The organism is Henriciella sp., from assembly GCF_029937755.1.
Taxonomy (GTDB): domain Bacteria; phylum Pseudomonadota; class Alphaproteobacteria; order Caulobacterales; family Hyphomonadaceae; genus Henriciella.
Genome location: NZ_JAPYPG010000008.1, coordinates 111574 through 138276, shown reverse-complemented (window position 1 = coordinate 138276; position 26703 = coordinate 111574). Strand labels below are relative to the sequence as shown.

Sequence of the window (26703 nt, the reverse complement as noted above, 5' to 3'; positions counted from 1 at the left end):
GGTGGGCTGGCCTCAGGCTAGCCCATCACATTGATTGCCTTCACGTTCACGAACTCCTTCATGCCGAAGCCGCCATGTTCGCGGCCATAGCCTGAGTCCTTGACCCCGCCGAACGGCATGTTGGGCTGTGCCAGGCCGAAGCCGTTGATGAACACCATGCCGGTGTCGAAATGCTTCTCCGCGAGCTCGATGGCCTTCTCCTTGTCCTCGGAGAAGATGCCGCCGCCGAGGCCGAAGCGGCTGTCATTGGCGATCCGCATCGCGTCATCGCCATCCTTCGCGCGGATCAGCGAGGCGACTGGGCCGAACAGCTCGTCATCATAGGCCGGCTGGCCGGGCTTCACATTGTCGAGGACGGTCGCCGGATACCACCAGCCATCATCCTTGGGCACGTCGCCGCCGCACTGGATCTGCGCGCCGTTCTGGACACTCTTCTGCACCTGCTCATGCAGGTCGTCGCGGAGGTCCTCGCGGGCCATCGGGCCGATATCGCCCTCATTGTTGAGCGGGTCGCCCATCTTGACGTCCTTCATCGCCTTTACGAAGCGGTCGCGGAAGTCGTCATAGATCTCGTCGACAACAATGAAGCGTTTGGCGGCCACGCAGGTCTCGCCATTATTGTAGACGCGGCCCATCACGCACTGGCGCACGGCCTTGTCGAGGTCGGCGTCGGCGAGCACGATATAGGCGTCGTTCGAGCCGAGCTCTAGCACGGTCTTCTTGAGCTTCTCGCCGGCCTGTTTGGCGATGATCTGGCCGGCCCCGGCACTGCCCGTCAGCGTGACGCCGCGTACCAGCTTGTGTGCGATGACCGCGTCGGACTGGTCATGATTGATGCGCAGGACGGAGAACAGGTTCTCCGGCAGCCCGGCATCGCGGAAGATCTTTTCCAGCATCAGGCCTGAGCCGGTCACCGACTCGGCATGCTTCAGCAGGACGCCATTGCCCGCCATCAGATTGGCGATGGCATAGCGGATGACCTGATAGGCCGGGAAGTTCCAGGGCTGGATGCCGTAGATCACGCCGATCGGCGAATAGGCGATCCGCCCCTTGCCGCCATTCGGCAGCTCGCGCTCTTCGGCGGCCAGTTCCTTCGGCCCGTTCGCCGCGGTCCAGTCACAGATGCCCGCGCAGAGATCGACTTCCTGCTCGCCCTGTTTGACGAGCTTGCCCATCTCATTGGTCATCAGCCTGGCGAGTTCGGACTTCTTCGACCGTAGGCCCTCGCCGATGGCCTTGATGATTTCGCCGCGCTTTTCCGGGCTTTCATGGCGCCAGTCCAGGAAGGCCTCATGGCAATTCTGGATGATCGTCTCGACGTCGCTGTCGCCCATTCTAGGATAGCGTTCGAGCTCCTGCCCATTGGCGGGATTGATGGTGGTGAGCATGTCGCCCAGTTGCTGACTGTCAGCCATTTCTTGGCCCTTCCTTCTTGGTGGTTCGTTACAAAACCAACTCGAAGGCGGAAGGGCCGTTCCTGCCGAGGTGTCGCAGGCCAGATCACATTTTAGTCAAACAGCTTCGAGACGCTTTCATTGTTCGCGATGCGGCGGATGGCTTCGCCCAGAAGCGGGGCGACAGACAACACGCGCAGGCTCTTGGACTTGAAGTCCTCTTCGGTCGGCCGGATCGTGTCGCAGATGACGATCTCGTCCATGACGGATTTCTCTACCCGCTTGACCGCATTGTTGGACAGCACCCCGTGCGTGACATAGGCGCTGACGCCGCTGGCGCCCTTGTCCTTCAGCGCGGCGGCCGCGTTCACCAGCGTGCCGCCGGAGTCGCAGATATCATCGACCATGATGCAGTGGCGGCCCGAGACATCGCCAATGATGTTCATGACTTCCGACTTGCCGGCTTCCGGGCGGCGCTTGTCGACAATGGCAAGATCGACCCCCAGCCGGTTGGCGAGGTTGCGCGCGCGCACCACGCCGCCGACATCGGGCGATACCACCATGACATTGCTGCTGCCATGGGTGATGCGAATGTCGTTCTCGATCACTGGCATGGCGACGAGATTGTCGGTCGGCACGTCGAAGAAGCCCTGGATCTGGCCGGCATGGAGATCCATGGTCAGCACGCGGTCGGCACCCGCCTTGGCGATCAGATTGGCAACCAGCTTGGCGGAGATCGGCGTGCGGCCATCGGTCTTCCGGTCCTGGCGGGCATAGCCGTAATAGGGGATGACGGCGGTGATCCGGCTGGCCGAGGCGCGCACCAGCGCATCGATGCAGATCAGCAGCTCCATCAAATTGTCATTGGCCGGCTTCGAGGTCGACTGGATGACGAAGACATCCTCGCCGCGGACATTTTCATTGATGCGCACGAAGATCTCATTGTCGGAGAAATTCTTGATCTCGGCAGCAGAGAGCGGGCAGTCGAGATGGTCCGCAATGGCTTCCGCCAGGGGTCGGTTCGCGTTGCAGGAAATCAGTTTCATCGCTCAGGCCAGCCCTTCCATTGATCCGCTAGCGGCGCTTTTGGAACAAGGCGCGCCGAGTCGCAAGGAAAAGGGTGCAGGTGGGGTGGGAGAACCGAAAGCGGACGTTAAAGTTCAGGATAGTTGATTTCCAGCGGCTTGATACGCAGAAAGGCACTATAGCAAGCACAATGGGTAACAGAGCCAAAAACCATCACATCGTCCCAAAGGTACTGCAAAGGCAATTTGGGATTGAGGGTGATCCCCTAAAAATTTGGCGTGCTAAGAAGGACCAACTCGGCACTTATTCGGCGCCAAAGCGCAAGCCGATTGAAAAGACTTTTGTCATAAGAGATTACAATACGATCTTGGAAGATGAACAACGTTCTGACCGAATTGAGCGTGCATTTTATGCGAAACTAGACGACTTTCTCGGTCGCATTCTTCCACAAACTATTGAGATTCTCGATCGTGGAGAGATTCCCGACTTTTCCGACGAATCTTTGGATTCTCTGCGTAAGACAGCGATGCACATGGCAAAAAGAACACCTGATTTTCTTCAGGATCACGACGATTTTGAGCTTGGGAAAGAACTTGTTGAAGACACTTTGCGGGCAATGCCAGATGATGTCCCCGTTGAGCAACGCCAAAAACTAGAAGCTGAATTGTCAAACGAAGCCCGGTTGCGTGATCGAGGTAGGCACATAAGAGTGGCCGCAACAATCAACGACAGCCAGCGTGTAGTAGAAACGCTTTCTGAGTTTGTGCCTAGATGGGCGATCTCTGAGACAAAGCACTCATTCATTCTTGCTAGTAGAATGGTCTATCGAATAGGAAATGGTGGCTCCAATGGTCTATCCAATCCGAATATGGAAATGTGGATGCCGATTTGTCCCAAGATAGCGTTGGTTCTGGTTCGCGATATCCGAAACGGGATTCCCCATAGAAACGTAGCAAGTCCTGAAAAAATCCGTCAGATCAACCAGTACGCCGCCAAGAATAGTCACGAAATCGCCTCGCACTCGGAAAAACTATTGAAATCGCTTGTTGGTATGTAACGTAAAGATCGGTTGTTTTCGGTCTATTCGTGCTTGTTCGGTTTGATTAATTTCACTGTTTTCAAAGTGTCGTTCTTCGGAGCACAATACACCCGCCGTCCCTCACACCGTCTCGACCTCCTTCGGCGCAGTGACCTTCCGCGTCACTTGCCGCTTCTTCGGTTTGGGCAGGAGGCGGAAGCGGGTCTGGCACCAGGCGAAGCCGACGCCGACATCGAGCAGGGCGTCCGAGCGCCCGCACGGGCAGAGGAAGGGCATGACGTAGTAGACCCGGTAGGTCTCGCCCGCCACGAGCGGCACCGGCTCGCCCGTCACATGGTTCGGCGCCGCATTCACGCAGAGCACCAGGTCGCCAGCGCCAACATCGTAGCTCATGAATCCAGTTTACCACGAAGCGTGCCCCTCGCCCATATGAGGCTCGCCTGAGCCGGCGCGTCCCCCCGGTTGCGGGAGAGGGGTCAGGGGTGAGGGTGCCGACGGTCGTAGACCACCCTGAAGGTCACCTGAGGCGGACACGGCTCTGCTCGCCAAAACTGGGCTGAAACTGGGCTGGAATTGGGCTGTTTCCGGAACGCTTTCCGGGCCCCGGAACCGGACTGTTTCCGGACTGAAACCGGAACGTTTTCGGACTGTCGTTTTTGGGGGATGGAGGCCATGCTGTCCGGCACGCGCCCGGAACCTCTCGGGCGGGATAGAGCGGTGGACCGTCTGGTCCCTATCCCTCCAGCATGATGACCGAGCCCTGGCGGCCATAATCGGGTTCGTCGCGGTGGTTGCGGCGGCGGTTGGAGAAATACATCTCCTCCATCTCGCAGGTGTCGTGGCCGATGACGTCGACCCAGGCGACCTTCTCGTGCAGCAGGCGGTTCTTCACGAAGGTCTCGATGTTGAAGTGGAAACGGTCGCCCTGGCCGGCATGGAAGAGATTGCCACTCCACGGGGCCTTTTCCATGAATGCCTCACGGAAATCCGGGCCGACCTCATAGCTCTCCTGGCCGATGCACGGGCCAATTGCGGCGTGGATGTCTTTCCTGCTGGCGCCGATCGTCTCCATCTTGGCGATGGTCGCCTCGCAGATGCCGCCGAGCGCGCCCTTCCAGCCGGCATGGCAGGCGCCGATGATCCCGGCCTTGCGGTCTGCCAGCAGCACCGGCACGCAGTCGGCGGTGAGGATGCAGAGCGCGATGCCGGGCAGGTCGGTCACCATGCCGTCGGCCTGCGGGCGGTCATCGCCCCACGGCATCGTCGCGAGGATGGCGCGGTCAGAATGCACCTGGTGGCAGGAGAGGAGGTTTTCCGGTCCCGACGCGCCCACCGCCTCGGCCATCAGCGCCCGGTTGCGGGTCACGGCCTTGGGCCGGTCGCCGGAGCCGGGGCCGACATTGAGGCTTTCATAGATGCCGTCGGAGACCCCGCCCTGGCGTCCGAAGAAGCCGTGGCGGATGCCTTTCATGCTGGCAATATGCGGGGCAAGCGTATGGGGAAGAATGCTCATGGGCGAGGGCATAGGCCACGTGGCGGAAAAAGCAAACGGGGGCGCCTATTCAGCCTGCTCCGGGGAGGTTTCGTCCCGCGCTTCGGCGGCCTCTGATGGGCTATCTGCGGATTTCTTCCTCCGCCGCCCGGTAATCCAGCTGGCGCGCTCTTCCATCTTGCGCAATTCTCCGTCCAGCGCCGCCATGGTGCGAGAAAGATCGGCCGACTCTTCCTTGCGCCAGGCCCGTTCCGCCTGCGCAATCGCCCAAGCCACACCTGTCGCTTTCACGGGCTTTGGCAGGCCTTCGGAGCTGTCGAGACCGGCGCACACCAGCGCCCAGTCGGCGGAGGCCTGGCGGGCGGCAATGAGGTTCATGAGACGGAGCGGCTGTGACTGGCGCCACTTCATCAGCGACAACAGGCCGGGGCGATAATCTTCCATCGCCTCGAAGCGCATCATGATGACGTCGAACAGCCGCGTGCGGGGCATTTCCTCCTCATCGAAGGAGCCTTCGCTCATCGCCCTGTCGAAATAGCGCTCGACGGAGTCGGCGATGGTATCCTTGTTGGCGACGCCATGAAACTGTTCCAGCGGAATGCCGGCCCCATCGGCGATCTGCGCCAGGGTGAGGTCAGCCCATGGCTCGTCGGTGGCTAGTTTGAGCGCGGCGCGGACGCCCATTTCGAGGATGGTCCTGCGATCTTCGACCAAGGTTCAGTCTCCCGAGAGTTCGCGATCCCTTTTGATCGCCGCCCCAACAGCGTGCTCCATGAGAGATGGCATCGCCGTGTCCTGCATCAAGACGTCCAGCGCGGCTTTCGTGACGCCGCCGGGCGAGGTCACGTTCTCGCGCAGCTTCGATGGCGCTTCTTCGGACTCCATCATTAGCGCGCCTGCGCCCTCGATCGTCTTCTTGGCCAGCCGCATCGCCATGTCCTGATCGAGCCCATGCGCCTTTCCGGCCGCTGCCATGACTTCAGCGAGCAGAAAGACATAAGCTGGCCCGCAGCCTGAAATGGCTGTTGCGGCGGAGATCATGTCCTCACCGATCGGGCCTTCGACGTCACCAAGCGGTGTCAGCAGGGCCTTTAGGTAGTCGCCATCATCTGCGCTGGCCTCATCCGGCAGGCAGAGCAGGGTCATGCCCTTGCCGACGAGGCCTGGCGTATTCGGCATGGCGCGGGCGACCCTGTCTGTGCCCAGCGTGCGGGCCAGCGAGTCGAGTGTGATGCCCGCCATGATGGAGAGCACCAGCGTGTCCGGGCCCACATGAGCGCGGATCTGATCGGAGATCTTGTCGAAAACCTGAGGCTTCACGGCGACGACCAGCGTGGTCGCCGGTCCGGGTGCCGGGTTCAGGGTAATCTTGCCGTCGCGTTCCCAGTCGGTCAGCTGCGAGGATGGCTGAGGATCGATAATGGCGATGGGACCGTCATAATTCGACTGGATCCACCCGCCGGCCAGCGCGGAGCCCATGCGTCCGCCGCCGACAAGTGTAATCCCCGGCTCAGGCCTCGCCATCTGTCTCGAAGAGGGCTGCGTCGATGGCTTCTTCCGGCGTCTTGCCGGCCCAGATCACGAAGTTGAACGCCGGGACGAACATGTTCACCGCATCCGTCGCGGCAGCAAGAACCGCGCGAATCTCACCCGGATCGGGCTCGAGGCGGTCGAGCAAGGGCAGGGTGTGGCGGAACAGGATGACATGATCATCGGCCCAGTAGTCGAAATGGCCGAGCCAGAGGCGTTCATTCGCCATCAGCACGAGCTTGGCGATCGCGTTCTGGCGCGCAGCGGTTGGTTTCAGGTCGAGCGTCAGGGTGAAGTGCAGCGCCGGTGGCTCGCGGCGGGCAGCGAAGAGCGCGCCCATTTCGCCCCAGCGGCTCTGGGCGATGCACTGAATGGCGGTGTCATCGTCGCGCTGATGCTCCCAGCCTGCATTCTCGAGGCAGGCTTCGACGAGATCGAGCGGATCAGCCGGAGTATCGTGCGTATGAAGGTCGAGGCTCATGGCTTGGTCCTTCCGAATCATCGTGGCGAAATCGCCACTGGTCAGGACGGTATCACGGGGATAGCCGCCTGCAACCGGACTTCTTCCAAGGGTTGTGGAAGCGGCTCAGCATGTCCGTCGCATGGGGAACGGCGCGTTTCAATGCTTGAGGACAGTCGGGCGCCAGCGCCTGACATCCAGTTGCCGGGCTATTTCGGGGGTGCTAGGCGAAAGCATGCTCCGGCTTTTCCTTCGCAAATTTGCTTTTCTTGTCCTTCTCCTGCCGGTGTCCTGTGGTGACGGGCGTCCTGCCGGCGATGCGCTCGTGGCCGTGGCAACCAATTTCCGGGAAGTGGCGGAGGTGCTTGAAGCCGATTTCGAGGCGTCGACGGGCTATGAGATTTCGGTTGCCTCGGGCTCAACCGGCCAGCTCTACACCCAGATCACAAATGGCGCGCCTTTCGATGTGTTTCTTGCGGCCGATCAGCGCCGGCCTGAAATGCTGGAAGACGATGGGGATGCCGTCGCTGGCACGCGCTTCACCTATGCCATCGGGAAACTCGCCTTGTGGAGCACGGACCCATCAGCTTTCCAGCGAGATGGCCAGGCCGTCTTGCGCGAAGGAAACTTTCGCGCCCTCGCTATCGCCAATCCCGATCTGGCCCCGTATGGCGCTGCAGCGATGGAAGTGATCGGCGCGCTGGGCCTTGCTGGGCAGTTGCAGGACAAGATCGTTCGCGGTGAAAATGTAGGACAGGCGCTGGCCATCGTCACGAGCGGGAATGCTGAACTTGGCTTCGTCGCCCTGTCGCAGATCGCATCGCCCGGCAGACCTCTCGGCGGGTCATACTGGCAGCCGCCTCAGTCGCTTCATTCCCCGATCCGACAGGACGCCATTCTGCTGGAGCGAGCCAGTGAGAATGAGGCGGCGCGGGGCTTTATCGACTATCTGAAGACCGAAGAGGCGCGTGAGACGATCGCGGCGTACGGCTATGAAACCGGCTGAACGTCATGCCTGACCTCGCCCCCGTCCTGCTCAGCCTCCAGCTTGCGGCGGTCACGACGTTGATCCTGTTCGTCATTGCCTTGCCATTGGCCTGGTGGCTTGCGCGCACGCGTTCTCCGTTGAAGCCTGTCGTGGAGGCGGTGACGGCTCTTCCGCTTGTCCTGCCGCCGACCGTGATCGGCTTCTACCTGTTGATTGCGTTGAACCCGACTTCGCCCATTGGCGCCTTCTGGGTGTCTGTCACGGGCGAAACACTGACCTTCTCCTTTGCCGGACTGGTTGTTGCCTCAATCATCTATTCCCTGCCCTTCATGGTGCAGCCCATCCAGTCCGCCTTCGAAGCGGTCGGCCGGGCGCCTATGGAGGCCGCTGCGATGCTCCGCGCCTCGCAATTCGATGCCTTCTTCAGTGTCCTGCTTCCCCAGTCGGTCCGTGGCCTGATTACGGCCGGCGTACTTACCTTTGCGCACACGATCGGGGAGTTCGGCGTTGTCCTGATGATTGGCGGTAACATCCCGGACCGGACGCGTGTGGTCTCCATCGATATCTATGAGCAGGTCGAGAACCAGAATTACGGCGATGCGCACCTGCTGTCGGCTGGTCTCCTCGTCTTTGCTTTCCTTGTGCTGGCCGGGGTGTATGCGATCAATCGGAGCTGGCGTGTCCGCACCAGCTGACCCCCTTGTCCTTCGCGTTGCCCTTGCGCGCAGCGGCTTCGAACTGCACGTCGATGAAGCTGTGCCGCTTGACGGCATTACGGCGGTGTTCGGTCCAAGCGGCAGCGGCAAGACCACGCTGCTTAGGGCCATTGCCGGGCTCGACCGCCCGGATCGGGGCCGCATCGCATTGGGCAGTGAAGTTTGGTTTTCCTCTGATGAGCGCCGGAATGTACCACCGCACAGGCGCGCGGTCGGTTACATGTTTCAGGCCGCCCGCCTTTTCAGCCATCTCGACGTGCGTGGCAATCTCGTCTTCGCCGAGCGTCGCAGCCGGATGGCGCAGAGCGATATAACCTTTGATGACGTGGTTGAGGCGACGGGCATAGCAGGCCTGCTCGACCGCAGGATTGACCGGCTCTCGGGCGGTGAATGCCAGCGCGTTTCAATGGCGCGGACTCTGTTGTCACGCCCACGTCTGCTTCTGCTGGATGAGCCGCTCACCGGCCTCGACAGGGCCTCAAAGCGCGAACTCCTGTCCTATCTGCGCGACGTGCCGGCGCGGTTTGGCTTGCCCACGCTCTATGTCAGCCACGACATTGAGGAGGTGAGCGCGCTGGCCACGCACATGCTGGTGCTGGAGAACGGCGCCGTCACAGCGAATGGCGCAATCAGCGAGGTGATGCAGACGCTCGATCTCGCGCCGCTCATGGCCAATGGCATGACGGGGAGCCTGATCGAGACAAGGGTTCTCGGTCATGATGCAGCCCTTGGCGTCACAAGGCTGGATCTTGCGGGAACCTCGATCAGCCTGCCATTGGATGAGCGGCTGGTCGTGGGCAGTACGGTTCGTCTCTTTGTCGATTCGCGGGATGTCGCCGTCGCGACGCACAAGCCTGAAGGGCTGAGCATCCGGAATATGCTGCCGGGGCGGATCACGGCGATTTCGGCAGAGGCAAAGGCCCCACACGCTGACATCGACCTGCAGGTCGGTCCAAACCGCCTGCGAGCTCGGATTACGCGCGCGGCACTCGCAGAGCTGCAGCTCGCGGAAGGCATGGAGGTGTTCGCACTCATCAAGAGCATGAGCCTGGCCGGAGATCTCGGTGCGAGCTGAGGGCTCCTAGCCCTTTTTCTTCTCCAGCGCCTCGATACGTTTCTCGAGGTCTTCGACCCGCTCCAACGCTCTGGTGGCGATGGTTTTAAGCGCTTCAACCTCGTCGCGTTCAGCGAGGTCCATGTCGGCGATCATCGAGCGCACACGGGCCTGCGCGGCAGTGCGGGCTTCGTCACCGGCGGCGCGGGCGGCGCCCATCGCGCCTGTCATCAGGCCTGCAAGGTCATCGAGTAGTGGATTTGAACTCGCCATGCGGTTACTCCTTGCCGCGTTGAGAGGGACTGGTTACCCGGAATGCCTAGCAGATAGGACCGGTGGCAGACAGGGGAAAGACGCCGCATGTACGCACTCACGACCGCCGCTCTGAGTTTTCCGGAGTTCAGTCCTGCGCTGATCGAGATCGACCTCGGCTTTCTCGGCCTGCCGACCTTCCCGATACGCTGGTATGCGCTGGCCTACATTGCCGGCCTCGTTATCGGCTGGCGCTATGCATTGGCGCTGGTGCGCCGACCCAACCTCTGGGGTGGGCAGAGCCCGGCGACCCGCGATGATATCGACGACCTGCTTTTCTATGTGACCCTCGGCGTGATTCTGGGTGGCCGGATCGGCTACATCCTGTTCTACCAGCTGCCATTCCAGTTCGAGTTCATTCAGCGCGATCCGTGGAGCCTGCTCAGGATCTGGGAAGGGGGCATGTCCTTCCATGGAGGGCTTCTAGGTGTGGCCGTGGCGATACTGATTATTGCCAGGCAGCGTGGCATCAAGCTTATGCCAATCGCCGACATCGCCGGTGTCGTAACGCCGATCGGCCTGTTCTTCGGGCGCTGCGCGAACTTCATCAACGCCGAGCTCTTTGGCCGCCCGACCGACCTGCCGATCGGCATGGTGTTTCCGGAAGGCAATGCCGGGGGTACGCCCTCGGCCTATAACTGGGAAACCAATCAATGGGTCTATACCGGCGCTGAAGTCGCGCGCCATCCGAGCCAGCTATACGAAGCGACGCTGGAAGGCCTGATCCCAGCCATCATCATCTCCGTTCTGGTCTGGCGCTTTGGTCTGCTGAAGCGGCCAGGCATGGCAGCAGGGCTTTTCCTGCTTCTTTATGGAATCGGACGCTCGATCGTTGAGCAGTTCCGGATGCCAGACAGCTTCACCTTGGGTGTGATGCCTGAGTGGCTGACAATGGGTCAGCTTCTCTCCCTGCCGATGTGGCTTGGCGGGGCGTTTCTTGTCTGGAATTCGATGCGCAAACCACCAGCGAGTGCGGCGTCGGCGTGAGCCTGAAGGACGACCTCAAATCCCTCATCCAGGCTGGCGGGCCACTTCCGGTTTCGGCCTATATGAACGCCTGCCTGCATGACCTGCAGCACGGCTATTATGCGACGCGTCCGGGGATTGGGCGTGACTTCATTACAGCCCCCGAGATCAGCCAGGTGTTCGGTGAGCTGCTCGGCCTCTGGGCGCTGTATGAGTGGCAGTCGATGGGCGCGCCGAACCCGGCGCGGCTGGTCGAAGTGGGCGGCGGCCGTGGCACGATGATGGCCGACATGCTGCGCGTGATCGGCAAGGCCGGTGGCGGCGAGGCGTTTTCGCTCGCCATGAACGAAGCCAGCCCCGTCCATGCGGCGCGCCAGAGCGAAGCACTCGCCCAGTTCCATCCCGATTTTCTTGGTGCCTTTCAGGCCCTTGGCGAAGCACCCTTCATCCTCGTTGCGAATGAGTGGCTGGACTGCCTGCCGGCCCGCCAGTTTGTGATGTCGGATGGCGAGTGGCGCGAAAAGGTGGTTGGTCTTGATGAGGCTGGCGAGCTTGCTTTCGGCATCGCCGGCGATGCGGCCAGTACCCCGGTCGCCCAGGTTTCCGGGGAGGCCGCTGAAGTCCAGCCCGCGCTTGAGACCCTTGTTGATGTTCTGAGGGACGCCTTCGAGCAGGTGCCTGGGCGGGCGCTATTCATCGATTACGGGCCATCCAACCTGGCCCCAGGCGACACGCTGCGGGCTTTCCTGCGGGGAGAGCAGGTCGACCCGCTGGCCCATCCGGGCGAGAGCGATCTGACCGTCGATGTGGATTTTGGCCGTCTGGCAAGGCTGGCAGACGCGGCAGGGCTGGAGGTCGCGGGGCCTGTGGAGCAGGGGCCATTCCTGCTGTCGCTCGGGGCCGAAGCGCGCATGCAGGCGTTGATAAAAGCCAATCCTGAAGAGGCGGAGGCGATCCATGACGGCGTGCGCCGTCTTGTCGATCCGGCAGAGATGGGCAGCCGTTTCAGGGTGCTTTGCCTGAGTGCCCCGGGGCTCGCGCCGCCAGCCGGTTTCTAGCGCGGTAGCCTGAACCGGACTCTCAACCCGCCAAGCGGGCTGTCTTCAAGCCGGATGTCACCCCCATGCTGGCGGGCCGTGTCGCGCGCTATGGAGAGGCCGAGGCCGGTGCCGGGGACGTTCTGATTACGTGAAGCGTCCAGCCGATGGAACGGTTTGAACGCTTCTTCACGACGCTCCGCCGGGATGCCCGGCCCGTCATCATCGACCACAAGCTCGATCATGTGTGGGCCGTTGATGACTTCCGCCTCGACATGCGAGCCGAAGCCAAGCGCGTTGGACAGGAGGTTTGACACCGCCCGGCGGATCAGCCCTGGCCGGGCAATCAGGGAAACTTCATCCATGCGCTTGAAGGCCACGGCTCCCTCCAGCCCCTCAGCAACGTCCCGCACCATATCGTCGAAGCGGAAGGAGACCGGTTGCTCACCTTCCTTGCCGCTGGCAAAGGCGAGATATTCCTCCAGCATGGCGGACATTTCAGCAAGGTCGGCCTTGGCGGCCCGGATGTCTTCCGTATCCTCCAGCATGGCGAGCTGCAGCTTCAGCCGTGTCAGCGGCGTGCGCAGGTCATGACTGATTCCGGCCAGCATTGTGGTGCGTTCTTCAGCGAACGTGGTCAGGCGTGTGCGCATATCCATGACAGCCCGGGCCGCGTCGCGGATTTCAGTGGCGCCGGATGGCCGGTAGTTCCCCGTGTCGCGGCCGCGGCCATAGGATTTGGCGGCTTCCGTCAGCTTCAGGATGGAGCGGACCTGATTGCGCAGGAAACCCAGCGCGAGGGCAACGAGAATGCCCGTCGCCCCGATGACCCACACGATGAAGATATGGCCGGTCGTCGAAAAGGTCCGGTCCCGCTCGGCGATGAACTGAAGCACGTCCGCGCCATCCTGCACCTGGATCTCGACGGTTTCTCCATAGCCTGACAGGTCGAACCAGTAAGGCTGGTCCAGCGAGACGCTGAGTTCACGCGACAGGATTTCGTCCAGCGCGGTGAAGAAGAGGCCTTTCTGCTCGGTTGGCAGCTCTGTGTCTTCGAGCACCGTCACGTCGAGCTGCATGGAGCGGCTCGCTTCACTGGCCAGCATCTCGAACTCGCCGGGATATTCATGGCGCAGCGTGACCATGAAGGCGATCTCGCTTGAGATGGTCTGACTGAGCTTTCGCGAGGTGTGGCGCCAATGGCTGTCGTAGAAGATATAGGTCACTGCCGTCAGCAGCAGGATGACGGGCAGGACGACCATCAGCACCGACCGCGGATAGAGGCCGCGCGGGGTAATGTCCCTCAGGCGTATGTGAAACCGCTTCGGCATCCGATCCTGACTAGCGAGGCTCGCCCCAATACGAAAGCGCCTTCTGCCGGATCAGTCCGGCATGAGGCGGTAGCCTACCCCGCGCACGGTCTGGATGTGCAGGGGCATCTTGGGATCGGGTTCGATCTTCCGGCGCAGGCGTGTGACCTGTACATCGATGGAGCGTTCCGTACTGCCGGGTGAGCGCGAGGCGAGTTCTTCGCGGCTGACCGGTTCGCCGGCCCGCGAGGCGAGCATGCTAAGCAGCTGCAACTCGGCTTCTGTCAGTTTGACGCGGCGGTCGCCTTCGGTGAGTTCACCACGCTTGGCGTCAAACACCAGGCCTGACATTTCGATTTCATCGGGAACCGGCTCGACATGGGTGCGCCGGAGAATGGCGCCAACGCGCAGCGACAGCTCTTCGGGCTCGAACGGCTTGGCGAGATAGTCATCCGCCCCGGCTTTCAGCCCCTCGATGCGGTCGGCGGTTTCTCCGCGGGCTGTCAGCAGCAGCACGGGTGTTTTAAGCCCGTTCGTGCGCACCGACTGCAGCAGTTCCAGCCCTGTCTCACCCGGCATCATGATGTCGAGAATGGCGAGGTCGAAATCCAGCGTGGCCAACAGTTTGCGCGCGGTTGCCGGGCTCGCCGCCACGGTGACGCGATAATCGAGCTTTTCGAGATACTGCTTGAGCAGGCTGCGGATACGATCATCGTCATCGACCACAAGGATATGCGGGGCGTCACTCATCGTGTCAGGGCCTCCAGCACGGCGCGCGTTCCGGCGACAGCGCTGGCGCCGGCTTCGCGATAGGCTTCGCGCATGGCTGAACGCAGATCGGCAACGACAGGAGCGATCAGGGCTTCTCCCTCCTCGGAAAGCGACAGCCGGCGGCGGCGTGCATCGCGCCCGCCGGTTTTCTTGTGGACGAGGTGTCGCTTGTCGAGTTCGCCGAGCAGGCGAGCGAGTGTCGGTGTGGTCGCACCGGTCTCGTCGCGCAGTTCGCTCACCGTCAGGCCCGGCTTGAAGCGGATGGTGATCATCAGACGCAGCGCCGGCATGTTCAGTCCGGTCGTGTCCTGGTTGCGGCGAAGCGCCGCTGCAATCGCCCGTTCGCTTGCCAGCAGAAGCGCAATACCATTATCGAGCTCTTCCTCCCTGAGGAAAAGCCGCGGATCGACCCGCCCCGTTTCGCCCGGCTTCTGGTTGACTTCGGATGTCACAGTCTGAGAATGGAGCGGTTTTCCGGTAGAAGTTCAAGCGAGGACAAGAAAAATGGCTTCCATCCCGTATCATGACCGTGACGGATACATCTGGATGGATGGTGAATTTGTACCATGGCGCGATGCTAAAATTCACGTCCTCACCCATGGTCTGCACTATGCCTCCTCGGTGTTCGAGGGAGAGCGCGCCTATAACGGTCAGATTTTCGAATCGCGCAAGCATTCCGAGCGCCTTCACCGTTCCGGCCGAATCCTTGATTTTGACGTGCCTGGGACAGTCGATCAGCTTGAGGATGCCAAGAAGGAGACGCTGGCGAAATCCGGTCTCGAGAATGCCTATGTGCGGGCTTTTGCCTGGCGCGGCAGCGAGATGATGGGTGTGTCCGCGCAGGAGAACCGCATCCACCTTGCCATCGCCGTCTGGCATTGGGGCGACTATTTCAAGGACAAGATGAAGGGCATTGCGATGACGCATTCGCAGTGGCGCCGTCCTGATCCGAAGACCGCGCCGTGCGAGGCGAAGGCTGCCGGCCTCTACATGATCTGCACGCTGTCCAAGCATGCTGCTGAGCGTCAGGGTTTTGCCGACGCGCTCATGCTTGACTGGCGCGGCCACGTGGCTGAGGCGACAGGTGCCAACATCTTCTTCCTGCGCGATGGGGCGCTTCACACGCCAACGCCGGATTGCTTCCTCAACGGGATCACCCGGCAGACAGCGATCAAGCTTGCTGAAGCGCGCGGGATCGAAATCGTCGAGCGGACGATCCTTCCGGAAGAGCTGCCGACCTTCTCCGAGTGCTTCATCACCGGCACAGCTGCAGAGCTGACGCCCGTGCGCTCCATTGGAGAGGTCGAGTACAAGCCCGGCCAGGTGACCGAGGCGCTGGTGAACGACTATTCCGATCTCGTGAATGGCAAGGTGAAAAATCCGGTCGTTTGAGCCCCTCGCTGACGGTCGTGAGCTTTTCCATGCGATCTGATTGCCTGAGACCCGTAGCGGGCTAATGCCTGCCTGCCTTCGAAAACCGAGCTGGATATGCTATACTTTCCGCTCGGAAAGAGAGGTGCATTATCGCCCAGAGCAAGATGAAATCCAGTCGGAAGAAGGCCCTGAAACGCCTGAAGACGCTGCGCTCCATCTATGAAAAACCGGATGCTGTGCGCAAACATTTCGGGCTCAAGCGCCGCAAGCTCAGCGGCAGTCAGAAATTCTTACGGATGCTGACCCGATAAGCGGGAAGGACAATTGATAACAAGAAAAAGCCGCGCCAGGGCTGGCGCGGCTTTCTTGTGTCTGAAGGGCGACTGCGGCCTATTTGTTCGGCTGCGGTGTAGTGCGCAGATAAGGCTTCAGCGTCTTGTAGCCCTTCGGGAACATCTTGTCGGCATCCTCATTCGAGACGCTCGGCACGATGATCACATCTTCGCCCTGCTGCCAGTTCACCGGGGTGGCCACCTTGTAGCCGTCGGTGAGCTGCAGGGAGTCGATCAGGCGCAGGATCTCGTTGAAGTTCCGGCCAGCGCTCGGCGGATAGACAATCGAGGCGCGGATCTTCTTCTTCGGATCGATCACATAGACCGCCCGCACCGTGACTTTCGCATCGGCATTCGGGTGGATCATGTTGTAGAGGGTGGCGACCTTCTTGTCCGGATCGGCGATCAGCGGGAAGTTGACCGCGCATCCCTGGGTCTCTTCGATGTCCTTCACCCATTCTTTATGGTCCTGAAGACTGTCGGCCGAGATCACGATGGCTTTCGCGCCGCGCGCGGCCAGCTCGTCCTTCAGTTTGGCTGTGTAGCCAAGCTCAGTCGTGCAGACGGGGGTAAAGTCGGCCGGGTGGGAAAAGAACACCACCCAGTCATCACCGATCCAATCATGGAAGTTGATCTTGCCTTCAGTGGTCTCGGCTTCAAAATCAGGGGCTGTATCGCCAAGCAGCAGGCTCATGGAATTCTCCAGTAATTGCTTTATCTTGCCGGGAAGATGGTACGGAGCCTCAGGGTCAACAAGCTTGGCACGCTGATTCCGGTGGTTAGTTTTACTAAGCTTCGAAGGGCAGTTCCCTACACATGAAACGCCTGATCCTGATGCGGCATGCCAAGACCGAACCCTGGAATGAGGGCGTGAATGATCGCGACCGCATCCTGACCCCGCGTGGGCACGGTGACGCCGAAGCCATGGCCGTGGCATTGCAGCAGGAAGGTTGGTCACCAGACATGGCGCTGGTTTCCAGCGCGCGGCGTACACGTGAGACCTGGCAGCATCTGGCGCTGGTCTTCCCCGAATGCCGGAAACTTGTCACCGACGACCTTTATCTCGCAGGGGTGCCGGTAATAGAAGAGCTGATCAAAAAGCATGCGGGTGAGGCCTCCACGGTCATCGTGATCGGCCACAATCCCGGCCTGCATGAGCTCTCAGGATCCATCCTGCGCCAGGCGGGCAGCGAAAATCATCGTGCATCCATGAAGCTGGCCGCGAAGCTGCCCACCTCTGCGGCGGCTTTTTTCGAGCAGGAGGATGACGGGCCCTATGTGCCCGTGCTTTTCAAGCTCGTTGACTTCATCAAGCCGAAAAATCTCGCCTGATACGAAAACCGCCCTGCCAGGCGGGGCAGGGCGGCTCGGGAAGGGGATGGCAGGAACGGCGCAAGGAGTGAACCCCGCCAGTCCCCTGTCTCTTGAACTAGCGGACCGCGCGCCGGTTGAGCCTGCGGCGGCGCTGGACCAGCAGGCTGGGTTTCCAGGCTGCCGAGTTGTCATTGGCCACGGTCCGGACGTCGGGGGAGATGGCCTGAACCGTGTGGGCCGTGGACAGCGCTTCAACGGGGTGGGCGGAAGCGGCGGAGCTCTGGGAGGCGAGCGGGTACATCTAGTTACTCCTTCGTTGCAAATATCCGGTCTTGATGCCGGGTGGGGTTGGTTTCTTTTTTCGGAGGCTTGCTTTGTTGTTGCCGCCGATGACCAAGAGTTAGGATAAGAATTATCGAAAATCAATAACTATTTTCCGAAAAACAGCGAAACTCAATAAAAACAAGGCATTATTTTTATTGTTTTTCGATAATTTTAACGCCTCTAGATCCGGTTAGCGGGTTTTCCGGCACTTTTCGGAGCAGAATCGCACCTCCTCCCAGACCTTTTCCCACTTCTTTCGCCATTCGAACGGGCGTCCGCATCGCGCGCATGTTTTCACTGGAAGCGCCCCCTTGCCGCGCGCCCCCAGGGTGATGGATTTCGGTCCGGAGCTTCGTCTCGCCATTTCTGTCCTCGCTGGGAATCGAGTTAGGCGGTTGCGGCTCAGTGGCGAGCGTGCCCTTGCCAATTCGTGACGAGTCCTACTTCCATGCCCTGCAAGCGAAAACGGGACGAGGCATGACAACGGCAATCATTGGTGCAGGCATCGCAGGGCTAAGTGCCGCCCGCGTTCTGGAGGCTGCGGGAGAAACGGTCAGGCTTTATGACAAAGGCCGCGGGCCAGGGGGCCGCATGTCGACGCGCCGCGCCGAAACACCGGTGGGTGAAGCCCGCTGGGACCATGGCGCGCAGTTCTTTACCGCGCGGGATGAAGCCTTTCGCGAAGAGATTGTTCGTCTGCGTGAGGCAGGGGCGGTTACGCGCTGGCGCCCGCGCATGGCAGACATCCGCAAGCGTTCGGATAGCTGGACGGTCGGTGTCCAGCCCAGCGAGAACGAACGCGAGCCCCTGTTCGTTGGTACGCCATCAATGAACGCCGTGATCAAGGCCATGGCGACGGATCTGCCGATCGACTGGGGCAGGCGCGTGACAAAGATCCGGTTGGATGGTCAACACAAGACACTCGTCTTCGAAGATGGTGGCGAGGAAGGTCCTTTCGACAAGGTCATCTGCGCCACGCCGGCTGAACAGGCTGTCGATCTCCTCTCCGGTGTGAGCGACGCTCTTTCGGCCCAGGCGGCGCGTGCACAGTCCGCCCCCTGCTGGGCGGTGATGCTCGCCTTCAAGGAAAAGCTGCCCGTGGACTGGGATGCTGCGAATATTGCTGACGGTGCGCTCGGCTGGGTGACCCGGAATGCGAGCAAGCCTGACCGTGGAGATACTGAAACATGGGTGCTGCACGCCTCACCGGCCTGGAGCCGCGAGCATGTCGATCTTGAAAAGGACGACGTGATGGCACAGCTCCTTCGCGAGTTCAGCACCATGTCCGGTGCGCCAGAGCCCATCCATGTGGCGGCCCACCGCTGGCTCCATGCCAAGGTGGACAAGGCTGCGGGTTCGTCATTCGGCTGGGACGAGGCGACAGGGATAGCCGTGATCGGCGACTGGCGGTCGGGACCACGCGTCGAAGCGGCCTGGTTGAGCGGTCTGGCGTGCGCTGATTTCCTCTCAAGCGCGAAATAACAACTTGAAATTTAGCGCTATTTGCGCTCTCCATTCTGTATGGGCGAGGGCAGTTGGGGCGATCTGGGCGTTGCAGCGCGAAGCCGAAGTGCGGCGCGTAACCTCAACCATGGTGAGAAACCGGTCGGCTACAGCCTGCTTCAGGCAATCTCCCGGTCAGAAGCGCTTCCGCCGAAACTGAGCGCCCGCACGGTGCCAAGCCTGTTTCAGGTCTTGGCGTTTCTGGGCCTTGTCGCACTCGGATGTGCCGCGGTTCGCTGGCAACCGGGCCTTACGCTTTCTGTAGCAGGATTTACCTGCTGGTTTGCCTTCATCCTCATCGTGCTGTGGCGCTTTTGCCTGGTCATTGTCGGCGCGGGCCGGCGATTTGGGCCATCCTCCTCTGAGAGCCACGCGAAGAGCCTTCCGGAAGAGCTACCGGTTTATTCCATTCTCATCGCCTTGCGCCATGAGGCCGGCATGATGCCCCAGCTCGCGACCAGCCTGTCGGCGCTGGATTGGCCGGCCGGCCGGCTCGACATTCTCCTGCTGATCGAGGCCGATGACACGGAAACGATGCGTGCTGCGCGTGATGCGGCGTTCCCGACAGGCACCCGCGTCATCCGCGTTCCACCCGGCAAGCCGCTGACCAAACCGCGGGCGCTCAACTACGGGCTCGCGCGTGCGGTTGGTGAATATCTCACGATCTATGATGCTGAAGACCGCCCGGACCCGCAGCAATTGAAAGCGGCCTGCGCCATGTTCGAGGACGCGCCGGCAAATGTGCTCTGCCTGCAGGCGCCACTCAAGGCAACGAACGGAGCATCCAGCTGGGTCGCGGCGCATTGGGCACTTGAGTACGATGTCCAGTTCAATCTCTACCTCCCGGCACTCGCCAGTTGGGGGCACCCCATCATGCTGGGAGGAACGAGCAATCATTTCCGCAGGCTGGACCTCATCGCCTTTGGAGGCTGGGACGCCTGGAATGTGACCGAAGACGCCGACCTCGGCCTGCGGGCCGCACGGCTTGGCGGACAGACCTGGCGGATCAATACCCCCACTTTGGAATCTGCGCCGGAGACGTATTCGGTCTGGTTTCACCAGCGCAAGCGATGGATCAAGGGCTATATGCAAACTTGGCTGGTGTGCATGCGCAGGCCATTCAGCCTCCTGAGCGAACTCGGGTTTCCGGCGTGGGTGAGCCTCCAGATGACACTGGGCGCGTCCATCCTGAGTGCATTCCTCTATGGGCCGATGACACTCTGGATGCTGGCCGGCCTGATCGTCCCTGCCGTGCAGGTAGACGCTCTCAGCTTCGCCCTGTTCGGGCTGGGCTGGATTGCCAGTACGCTCGGTGATGCACTGGCGCCGGGGCGGTGGCGGTTTGCCCGGACCCTGGCCGTTGTTTCGCGTCCCTTCTACTGGATGCTTCAGACCGGTGCTGCAATTATGGCGCTCTATGGCCTTGCGGTCAGGCCGCACTTCTGGGCAAAGACGCCGCATCAGCCCGAGCAGGGCGAAGCGGCCAGCCGAGCAGATATCGAAGCATGACCACCTGGATCATTACTATCCTGATTATCGTCGCCGCAGGGGCCGGGATCTTCCTGTCCAGCCGCAAACTGGGCGGCGTCCGCAAGGATGGGCGCCCCAATCAGATGCCTTGGGGCCTGATCATGGTTGGCTGCACGCTTGTGGTCTTTCTCGGAATGGTCCACGCGATCAACCTTGCCGGTTTTGAAACCGGGCCAGAGCACGGCCTTTTGGGGCGCTTCGGGCGGTAAATTCGCCGCCTGCGGAACGCTCGCGGGTTGAGGCGCATTGCTTGACCATCGATCGGTTGAATGGAGGCGGGTGATGAAACGATTTCTGACAGGCGCATTGATGGGCGTTTGCCTGGCCGGGACAGCTGCCGCCGATCCGATGCTTTCTGACTTCGACTATCCCTGGCCCGTCGAGCGCCATGCCCTGGTCAGTCAGGGGCAGGCGATGGAGATGGCCTATCTCGATGTCATGCCCGAAGAGACGAACGGTGAAACCGTCGTGCTCCTTCACGGCAAGAATTTTTGCGCCGCGACTTGGGAAACAGTGATCCGGGCACTTCTTGATGAGGGCTATCGCGTCATCGCACCGGATCAGATCGGTTTCTGCAAATCTTCCAAACCACAGGGCTACCAGTATGGTCTGCACACGCTCGCCGCGAATACGCATGGCCTGATCGAAGCGCTGGATATCGAGGCGCCGGTCATCATGGGCCATTCCATGGGCGGCATGCTGGCGGCGCGCTATACCCTGCAATATCCCCAAGAGACCGGTGGTCTTGTTCTCCTCAATCCGATCGGTCTTGAGGACTGGCGGGCCAAGGCCGTGCCGAACGTCACTGTCGACCAGCTCTATCAAAGCCAGCTGAAGACCACGCGAGACGGCATCAAGGCCTACCAGCAATCGACCTATTATGTCGGCGACTGGAAGGACCGCTACGACCGTTGGGTCGACATGTTGTGGAGCATGTATGAGGGCGAAGGAGGCAAGATCACGGCCTGGCACCATGCGCTGACGGCTGACATGGTTTTCAACCAGCCCGTCGTGCACGAATTCCCGACCATCGAAGTGCCGACGCTGCTGCTGATTGGCGAGCAGGATAACACGGCGCTGGGCAAGGGGCGGGCAAGCGAGAGTGTCCGCGAAACGCTCGGTAATTATGAAGCACTGGCCCGTGAGACAGAAGCGGCCATTCCGGGCGCTATACTGGTGAGCTTTCCCGATCTGGGTCATAGTCCGCATATCGAGGCGCCGGACCGGTTCATGCACGAGCTGATCGCCGGACTTGAGGCAATGACCGACTAGCGCCTCTACCCATATTTTTTCGCGGACGCGCTAGCTCGATTTGGAACAGAATGGGAAGGATGGAGGTGGATTTTGGATCGTGAAGCTTTGAAGGCCATCGGCGAGAAGGTCGTCGCGGCAAATAATGACGGCAGCTACAAGACGCTGATCGACACCGTCTATGATCCATCATGTGTATCGGTCGAGTCCGGACCCGTGCCGGGGGGCAGCGCCGAGGCGCAGGGGCTCGAGGCCATTGCCGGCAAATGGGCGTGGTGGGAAGACAATCACACGGTTCACGAGACCACCGCGAAAGGCCCCTTTCTCCATGGCGATGACCGGTTTGGCGTGATCTTCGCCGTCGACTGCACATTCAAGCCGACCGGTGAGCGGACGCAGATGCAGGAACTTGCCATCTACACGGTAAAAGATGGCAAGATCGTGCGGGAAGAATTCTTCAATTAGGCAAGGTGTGCCGGGCGGCTGCGGCAGATGACCTCTGACGCCAAGGAAGCCTTGGACGCGCTCTCAAGCTCGCGCTAGTGTGCTATCAGCACTTAGCAAGAAGACTGCCCGGAGGAGTTCGCCCATGGCCTATGATACGCCAACCGATCTTGATGCTTTCCGCACAGAGGTGCGTGAATGGCTTGAAGAAAACTGCCCGCCTTCCATGCGGACGCCGATGACCGAAGACGAAGTCGTCTGGGGCGGGCGCCGCGAAAAATTCAAGAACCCGGACTCGAAGGTCTGGCTCCAGCGGATGGGCGAAAAGGGCTGGACCGCTCCGACCTGGCCCAAGGAATATGGTGGCGGCGGACTGACCCGCGAGCAGGCCAAGGTACTCGAGCAAGAGATGGCCCGTATCAAGGCGCGGCCTCCGCTGTTCTCCTTCGGTCTCTGGATGTTCGGTCCGGCCCTGATCGAATTTGGCAACGAAGAGCAGAAGAAGCGCTTCCTGCCCGATATCGTGATGGGCAAGACGCGCTGGTGCCAGGGCTATTCCGAGCCGGGCGCGGGCTCTGACCTCGCCGGCCTGCAGACCAAGTGTGAAGACAAGGGCGACCATTATCTCATCAATGGTCAGAAGGTCTGGACCTCGTATGCCAATGAGGCGGACTGGATTTTCTGCCTCGTTCGGACCGACACATCGAAGAAGCATGAGGGCATCAGCTTCATCCTCTTCGACATGGAAAGCGAAGGTGTCGAAACCCGCCCGATCAAACTCATCTCGGGGTCCTCGCCCTTCTGCGAAACCTTCTTCACCGATGTGAAAGTTCCCAAGGACCAGCTCGTGGGTGAAGTGAATGGCGGCTGGAAAATCGCCAAGCGCCTGCTGCAGCATGAACGCTCCTCGATTTCGGCTGGTGGTTTCGGGTCGACCCGTGGCTCCGGCATGCTCGGCCCGGACGAGTATGCCAAGATCCATGTCGGCACGGACAAGGACGGCAAGGTCCTCGACGGTGACCTGCGTGGCCGGATTGCCGATCACATGATGTATGCCAAGGCCTTCAATCTGACGGTCAAGCGGTCTGGCGAGCAGGCCAAGGCCGGGCAGGAAGTCGGCCATACCGCGTCGATCATCAAATACGCCGCCGCCAAGATGAACCAGGACAAGTTCGAGCTGATGATTGAAGCGCTCGGCACCGAGGGCCTCGGCTGGGAAGGCGAAGGCTTCGACAAGGGGGCCAAGATGGCGACTCGTGGATGGCTGCGTTCGAAGGGTAATTCGATCGAAGGCGGCACCAGTGAGATCAATCTCAACGTCGTTGCCAAGCGCGTGCTTGGCCTGCGCGAACACCAGTAGACAAGACAAACAATGCGGCGCGGGCTCAGATACGGCGCCGCCGGAGGAATGAGGGTAAGATAATGACTTTTGTCCTGACTGAAGACCAGGAGATGCTGCGCGATACCGCAGTGAGTTTCACGCGCGACGAGCTGCCGGTGAAGCATCTGCGCGGCCTGCGCGATTCCGGCAAGAACGGCGTCGATACGGATGCCCGCAACCAACTGGCCGAACTCGGCTTTTTCGGCGTGCTGATCCCGGAAGAGTATGACGGCGTTGGCATGGGTATGGTCGCGCTCGGCCAGGTGATGGAAGCACAGGGCCGCACGCTCGCTTCCACACCGCTTCTGCAGACCGCCTGCATCGGCGCCTCCGCCATCCTGCTGGGCGGTACCGAAGCCCAGAAGAAGGAATGGCTCCCGAAGATCGCCTCAGGTGAGGTGACCACCGCGCTCGCCCTGGATGAGACGAGCCATCACAACCCGACCGGCGTCGCCACCGAAGCCGAGCGCGATGGACAGGGCTACACGCTGAACGGCGCCAAGAAGTACGTCCAGGACGGCCATCATGCCGATGTCTTTATCGTGGTCGCGCGCACCTTTGGTGAACCGGGCGACACGCATGGGCTGACGCTTTTCCTCGTACCACGCGATGCAAAAGGCCTGACTGTTCAGGCCCTTAAAACCGTCGACAGTCACGGCGCTGCTCACCTCACGCTGGAGGGCGTACATGTCGATGACAGTCATGTTCTTGGCGCGCCCGACAAGGGCAATGATCTGCTCGAGCCTGTGCTTGACCGGGGCCGGATTGCGCTTTCGGCGGAGATGCTGGGCTCGTCGCTCGCGGCCTTCGAAATGACGCATGAGTATCTCCAGACGCGCAAGCAGTTTGGCCAGCTGATCGGTTCTTTTCAGGCGCTCCAGCATCGGGCGGCGAAGATGTTCACCGAGATCGAGCTGACCACATCCTGCGTGGCTGCAGCACTTTCAGCGGTAGACGAACAGAAAAACGACATCGCTGAACTGGCGAGTCTCGCCAAGGCGCGGGCGTCAGAGACGGTGCACCTCGTATCCAATGATACGGTGCAGCTGCATGGCGGTATCGGCATGACCGATGACCATGATTCCGGCTTCTACATGAAGCGGGCCCGCGTCCAGGAAGCGCTGCTCGGCTCAGCGAGTTTCCATCGTGACCGCTATGCGCGGCTGAACGATTTCTAGACTGAAAACAAGGTGCCGCGCAAAATAACGGGCCGGAGTTCCCATTCGGGGACCCCGGCCCGTCAGCCGTGTACAAGTGAATGGTCCGGTTACACGCACACGGCCAACCAGAGCGTATCTGGAACCGGAGTAACTGTTGGATAAGGGGGCGGTTCCATCTGGCCAGACGATTTAATCTTCACGTCTGGAAGGGCTGAAAATCAGGGTCCGAAAACAGTCCGGTAGCAGTCCGAAACCAGTCCGGTTCTCGCGCTCTTTTGCATGGCCGGCTATCCCGCATTGCAGACTCGCGCCTGAGGGCTAAGTTGCGCTGCGAACAGCCAGCGAGGTTTCCCCGTCTCCATGTATCGTTTTTTGCCACTCGCCGCCGTCCTTCTCCTGACCGCCGGTTTCGTCTGGCTCGCGTTTCTCAGTCCGTGGTTCATCATCGCTGCAGTCATCTTTGCGGGGCTGACGCTGCTCGGGTTTTATGACCTTGTCCAGACACACCACACGCTGTGGCGGAACTATCCGATCCTGGCGCGGATACGCTGGATTGCCGAAGAGCTTCGACCTTTCCTGAGATCCTACATCGTCGAGAGCGAGACCGAAGGCCGGCCCTTCAACCATGAAGAGCGCACCATGGTGTACCGCCGGGCGAAGAACGTCTCCTCGGTCGAACCGTTCGGCAGCCAGCTCGATATCGACAAACCACCCTATGAATGGCTGTCGCACTCCATCGTGGCGCGCCATCCGCAGGACACAGACCCGCGTGTGACTGTCGGCGCGCCGGGCACGGCGAAGCCTTACTCCGCCAGCGTGCTCAATATTTCCGCGATGAGTTTCGGCTCGCTCGGGTCACATGCGATCGAGGCGCTCAGTCGCGGTGCGGCGATGGGTGGTTTCTATCACGACACTGGTGAGGGCGGGGTCTCGAAATACCATCGCGCCGGCGGCGGGGATCTCGTCTGGGAGCTGGGGTCCGGCTATTTCGGCTGCCGGGCGCAGGATGGGTCGTTTGATCCCGACCGCTTCCGGGACGTGGCGGCCAATGACCAGATCAAGATGATCGAAATAAAGCTCTCCCAGGGCGCCAAGCCGGGGCATGGCGGTGTGCTGCCGGGTACAAAGGTGACGCCCGAGATTGCCGAGGCGCGTGGGATTCCGGTCGGGCAGACCTGTTTCTCACCCCCGGCGCACACGGCCTTCTCGACGCCGAACGGCCTGATCGAATGGGTGGCCCAGTTGCGTGAGCTGTCAGGCGGCAAGCCGGTGGGCATGAAGCTCTGTGTCGGCAATCGCTGGGAAGTGCTCGCCATCTGCAAGGCGATTCTCGGCACCGGCATCAAGCCGGACTTTATCGTCGTGGATGGCGCCGAAGGCGGGACGGGCGCCGCCCCGGCCGAGTTCATGGACCATATCGGTGCGCCGCTGCGCCAGGGACTCATTCTGGTGCGTAATGCGCTGGTTGGCTGCGGACTTAAGGATGACATCCGCATCGCGGCCAGCGGCAAGCAGCTCTCGGCTTTCTCGATGGCGGCGAGCATGGCGCTCGGCGCCGACTGGATCAACACAGCGCGCGGCTTCATGTTTTCGCTCGGCTGTATCCAGTCGCTCAACTGCCACAACAATCTCTGCCCGACGGGCATCGCCACGACGGACAAATCCCGCCAGCGCGGTCTCGTCATCCCTGACAAGGCGGCGCGGGTCTACAATTTCCAGCGCAATACCGTGCGGGCGCTGATGGAGGTGGTCGGCGCTGCCGGGTGCGACCATCCGGGCGAACTCACGCCCCGCCACATCATGCACCGCGTGACCGAGGACATCGCCGAGCCCGGCCACCACGCTTACAAACTGCTGAAACCGGGGGCTCTTCTGCAGGAGCCCTCGGACACGGTGCTTTCGCGGGAATGGGCTCTGGCCCAGGCCGACAGTTTCGAGCGCGCAGAAGAAGGCACGGGGCCGTAGGCGATGAGGCAGGGAGCCTAAGCGAACCCG

31 protein-coding genes are annotated in these 26703 nt (G+C 61.1%); 17 read left to right on the top strand and 14 right to left on the bottom strand.

The window, feature by feature from the left end; all coding sequences use genetic code 11:
* Positions 1-17 precede the first annotated feature (17 nt).
* Both Q1K29_RS15810 and Q1K29_RS15805 read right to left on the bottom strand, forming a co-directional pair.
* Positions 18-1415, bottom strand: a complete 1398-nt coding sequence (locus Q1K29_RS15810; protein ID WP_300396056.1) for an NAD-dependent succinate-semialdehyde dehydrogenase — start codon at positions 1413-1415, stop codon at positions 18-20.
* A 92-nt stretch (positions 1416-1507) separates the two neighbouring features.
* Complete coding sequence (locus tag Q1K29_RS15805) at positions 1508-2440, bottom strand: ribose-phosphate pyrophosphokinase (RefSeq protein ID WP_300396055.1); 933 nt, start codon at positions 2438-2440, stop codon at positions 1508-1510.
* A gap of 170 nt (positions 2441-2610) precedes the next feature.
* Here Q1K29_RS15805 and Q1K29_RS15800 point away from each other — a divergent pair, with 170 nt between their 5' ends.
* On the top strand, positions 2611-3477 hold the full coding sequence (locus Q1K29_RS15800) for a DUF4238 domain-containing protein (protein WP_300396053.1): 867 nt from the start codon (positions 2611-2613) through the stop codon (positions 3475-3477).
* A 102-nt stretch (positions 3478-3579) separates the two neighbouring features.
* Here the strand turns inward: Q1K29_RS15800 and Q1K29_RS15795 are convergent, their stop codons facing one another.
* The 5 genes from Q1K29_RS15795 to Q1K29_RS15775 all read right to left on the bottom strand — a co-directional run bounded on the left by Q1K29_RS15795 (position 3580) and on the right by Q1K29_RS15775 (position 6962).
* A complete protein-coding gene (locus Q1K29_RS15795; protein WP_300396052.1) occupies positions 3580-3852 on the bottom strand; it encodes a hypothetical protein in 273 nt (90 codons plus the stop codon).
* Positions 3853-4192: 340 nt separating this feature from the next.
* A complete protein-coding gene (gene pgeF, locus Q1K29_RS15790) occupies positions 4193-4972 on the bottom strand; it encodes a peptidoglycan editing factor PgeF (protein WP_300396051.1) in 780 nt (259 codons plus the stop codon).
* Positions 4973-5017: 45 nt separating this feature from the next.
* Positions 5018-5665 (bottom strand): hypothetical protein, encoded by a 648-nt coding sequence (locus Q1K29_RS15785; RefSeq protein WP_300396050.1) that lies wholly within the window; start codon positions 5663-5665, stop codon positions 5018-5020.
* A 3-nt stretch (positions 5666-5668) separates the two neighbouring features.
* Positions 5669-6475, bottom strand: coding sequence for a pyrroline-5-carboxylate reductase (gene proC, locus Q1K29_RS15780; protein WP_300396049.1), 807 nt, complete (start codon positions 6473-6475; stop codon positions 5669-5671).
* Positions 6462-6962 carry a YbjN domain-containing protein gene (locus Q1K29_RS15775; RefSeq protein WP_300396048.1) on the bottom strand — a complete coding sequence of 167 codons (501 nt, stop codon included), beginning with the start codon at positions 6960-6962 and terminating at the stop codon, positions 6462-6464. The genes proC and Q1K29_RS15775 overlap by 14 nt, the downstream gene beginning before the upstream one ends.
* Positions 6963-7176: 214 nt before the next feature.
* Here Q1K29_RS15775 and modA point away from each other — a divergent pair, with 214 nt between their 5' ends.
* Genes modA through modC form a run of 3 tightly spaced genes read left to right on the top strand, consistent with a single transcriptional unit; the run spans position 7177 to position 9720 of the window.
* Positions 7177-7947 (top strand): molybdate ABC transporter substrate-binding protein, encoded by a 771-nt coding sequence (modA, locus tag Q1K29_RS15770; RefSeq protein ID WP_300396047.1) that lies wholly within the window; start codon positions 7177-7179, stop codon positions 7945-7947.
* A gap of 5 nt (positions 7948-7952) precedes the next feature.
* Complete coding sequence (gene modB / locus Q1K29_RS15765; RefSeq protein WP_300396046.1) at positions 7953-8624, top strand: molybdate ABC transporter permease subunit; 672 nt, start codon at positions 7953-7955, stop codon at positions 8622-8624.
* Positions 8608-9720 carry a molybdenum ABC transporter ATP-binding protein gene (gene modC, locus Q1K29_RS15760; RefSeq protein ID WP_300396045.1) on the top strand — a complete coding sequence of 371 codons (1113 nt, stop codon included), beginning with the start codon at positions 8608-8610 and terminating at the stop codon, positions 9718-9720. The genes modB and modC overlap by 17 nt, the downstream gene beginning before the upstream one ends.
* A gap of 6 nt (positions 9721-9726) precedes the next feature.
* Here modC and Q1K29_RS15755 read toward each other — a convergent pair whose 3' ends face one another.
* A complete protein-coding gene (locus tag Q1K29_RS15755) occupies positions 9727-9972 on the bottom strand; it encodes an accessory factor UbiK family protein (RefSeq protein ID WP_300396044.1) in 246 nt (81 codons plus the stop codon).
* 87 nt (positions 9973-10059) lie between these two features.
* Here Q1K29_RS15755 and lgt point away from each other — a divergent pair, with 87 nt between their 5' ends.
* Both lgt and Q1K29_RS15745 read left to right on the top strand, forming a co-directional pair.
* Complete coding sequence (lgt, locus tag Q1K29_RS15750) at positions 10060-10998, top strand: prolipoprotein diacylglyceryl transferase (protein WP_300396043.1); 939 nt, start codon at positions 10060-10062, stop codon at positions 10996-10998.
* Complete coding sequence (locus Q1K29_RS15745) at positions 10995-12035, top strand: SAM-dependent methyltransferase (protein WP_300396042.1); 1041 nt, start codon at positions 10995-10997, stop codon at positions 12033-12035. The genes lgt and Q1K29_RS15745 overlap by 4 nt, the downstream gene beginning before the upstream one ends.
* Here the strand turns inward: Q1K29_RS15745 and Q1K29_RS15740 are convergent.
* From Q1K29_RS15740 to Q1K29_RS15730, 3 genes are read right to left on the bottom strand one after another with little or no spacing between them, the layout of a single operon-like run.
* Positions 12032-13345: an ATP-binding protein gene (locus tag Q1K29_RS15740; RefSeq protein ID WP_300396041.1), complete on the bottom strand. Its 1314-nt coding sequence runs from the start codon at positions 13343-13345 to the stop codon at positions 12032-12034. The genes Q1K29_RS15745 and Q1K29_RS15740 overlap by 4 nt on opposite strands.
* A gap of 51 nt (positions 13346-13396) precedes the next feature.
* Positions 13397-14074, bottom strand: coding sequence for a response regulator transcription factor (locus tag Q1K29_RS15735; RefSeq protein ID WP_300396040.1), 678 nt, complete (start codon positions 14072-14074; stop codon positions 13397-13399).
* Positions 14071-14547, bottom strand: coding sequence for a MarR family transcriptional regulator (locus tag Q1K29_RS15730; protein WP_300396039.1), 477 nt, complete (start codon positions 14545-14547; stop codon positions 14071-14073). The genes Q1K29_RS15735 and Q1K29_RS15730 overlap by 4 nt, the downstream gene beginning before the upstream one ends.
* Before the next feature lie 52 nt (positions 14548-14599).
* Here Q1K29_RS15730 and Q1K29_RS15725 point away from each other — a divergent pair, with 52 nt between their 5' ends.
* Positions 14600-15487 carry a branched-chain amino acid aminotransferase gene (locus Q1K29_RS15725; RefSeq protein WP_300396038.1) on the top strand — a complete coding sequence of 296 codons (888 nt, stop codon included), beginning with the start codon at positions 14600-14602 and terminating at the stop codon, positions 15485-15487.
* 146 nt (positions 15488-15633) lie between these two features.
* Positions 15634-15780, top strand: coding sequence for a hypothetical protein (locus Q1K29_RS15720; RefSeq protein ID WP_300396037.1), 147 nt, complete (start codon positions 15634-15636; stop codon positions 15778-15780).
* Positions 15781-15859: 79 nt separating this feature from the next.
* Here Q1K29_RS15720 and Q1K29_RS15715 read toward each other — a convergent pair whose 3' ends face one another.
* A complete protein-coding gene (locus Q1K29_RS15715; protein WP_300396036.1) occupies positions 15860-16495 on the bottom strand; it encodes a peroxiredoxin in 636 nt (211 codons plus the stop codon).
* 122 nt (positions 16496-16617) lie between these two features.
* On the opposite strand from Q1K29_RS15715, the gene Q1K29_RS15710 reads away from it, so the two are divergent.
* Positions 16618-17133: a histidine phosphatase family protein gene (locus Q1K29_RS15710; RefSeq protein ID WP_300396035.1), complete on the top strand. Its 516-nt coding sequence runs from the start codon at positions 16618-16620 to the stop codon at positions 17131-17133.
* Positions 17134-17230: 97 nt separating this feature from the next.
* Here Q1K29_RS15710 and Q1K29_RS15705 read toward each other — a convergent pair whose 3' ends face one another.
* Both Q1K29_RS15705 and Q1K29_RS15700 read right to left on the bottom strand, forming a co-directional pair.
* Positions 17231-17416, bottom strand: a complete 186-nt coding sequence (locus tag Q1K29_RS15705; protein ID WP_300396034.1) for a hypothetical protein — start codon at positions 17414-17416, stop codon at positions 17231-17233.
* A 213-nt stretch (positions 17417-17629) separates the two neighbouring features.
* Positions 17630-17803, bottom strand: coding sequence for a DUF2256 domain-containing protein (locus Q1K29_RS15700; RefSeq protein ID WP_300396033.1), 174 nt, complete (start codon positions 17801-17803; stop codon positions 17630-17632).
* A gap of 113 nt (positions 17804-17916) precedes the next feature.
* Here Q1K29_RS15700 and Q1K29_RS15695 point away from each other — a divergent pair, with 113 nt between their 5' ends.
* The 8 genes from Q1K29_RS15695 to Q1K29_RS15660 all read left to right on the top strand — a co-directional run bounded on the left by Q1K29_RS15695 (position 17917) and on the right by Q1K29_RS15660 (position 26673).
* The gene (locus Q1K29_RS15695; protein ID WP_300396032.1) at positions 17917-18921 is read left to right on the top strand and encodes an FAD-dependent oxidoreductase; all 1005 of its coding nucleotides are present in this window, start codon (positions 17917-17919) and stop codon (positions 18919-18921) included.
* 21 nt (positions 18922-18942) lie between these two features.
* The gene (locus Q1K29_RS15690; protein ID WP_300396031.1) at positions 18943-20451 is read left to right on the top strand and encodes a glycosyltransferase family 2 protein; all 1509 of its coding nucleotides are present in this window, start codon (positions 18943-18945) and stop codon (positions 20449-20451) included.
* Entirely contained in the window at positions 20448-20681 is a 234-nt protein-coding gene (locus Q1K29_RS15685; RefSeq protein WP_300396030.1) for a hypothetical protein, read from the top strand. The genes Q1K29_RS15690 and Q1K29_RS15685 overlap by 4 nt, the downstream gene beginning before the upstream one ends.
* Before the next feature lie 73 nt (positions 20682-20754).
* Entirely contained in the window at positions 20755-21744 is a 990-nt protein-coding gene (locus Q1K29_RS15680) for an alpha/beta hydrolase (protein WP_300396029.1), read from the top strand.
* A gap of 72 nt (positions 21745-21816) precedes the next feature.
* Positions 21817-22188 (top strand): nuclear transport factor 2 family protein, encoded by a 372-nt coding sequence (locus Q1K29_RS15675; RefSeq protein WP_300396028.1) that lies wholly within the window; start codon positions 21817-21819, stop codon positions 22186-22188.
* Positions 22189-22312: 124 nt separating this feature from the next.
* On the top strand, positions 22313-23527 hold the full coding sequence (locus tag Q1K29_RS15670; RefSeq protein WP_300396027.1) for an acyl-CoA dehydrogenase family protein: 1215 nt from the start codon (positions 22313-22315) through the stop codon (positions 23525-23527).
* 62 nt (positions 23528-23589) lie between these two features.
* Entirely contained in the window at positions 23590-24726 is a 1137-nt protein-coding gene (locus tag Q1K29_RS15665; RefSeq protein WP_300396026.1) for an acyl-CoA dehydrogenase family protein, read from the top strand.
* 342 nt (positions 24727-25068) lie between these two features.
* Positions 25069-26673, top strand: a complete 1605-nt coding sequence (locus tag Q1K29_RS15660) for an FMN-binding glutamate synthase family protein (protein WP_300396025.1) — start codon at positions 25069-25071, stop codon at positions 26671-26673.
* The last annotated feature ends 30 nt before the right edge of the window (positions 26674-26703 follow it).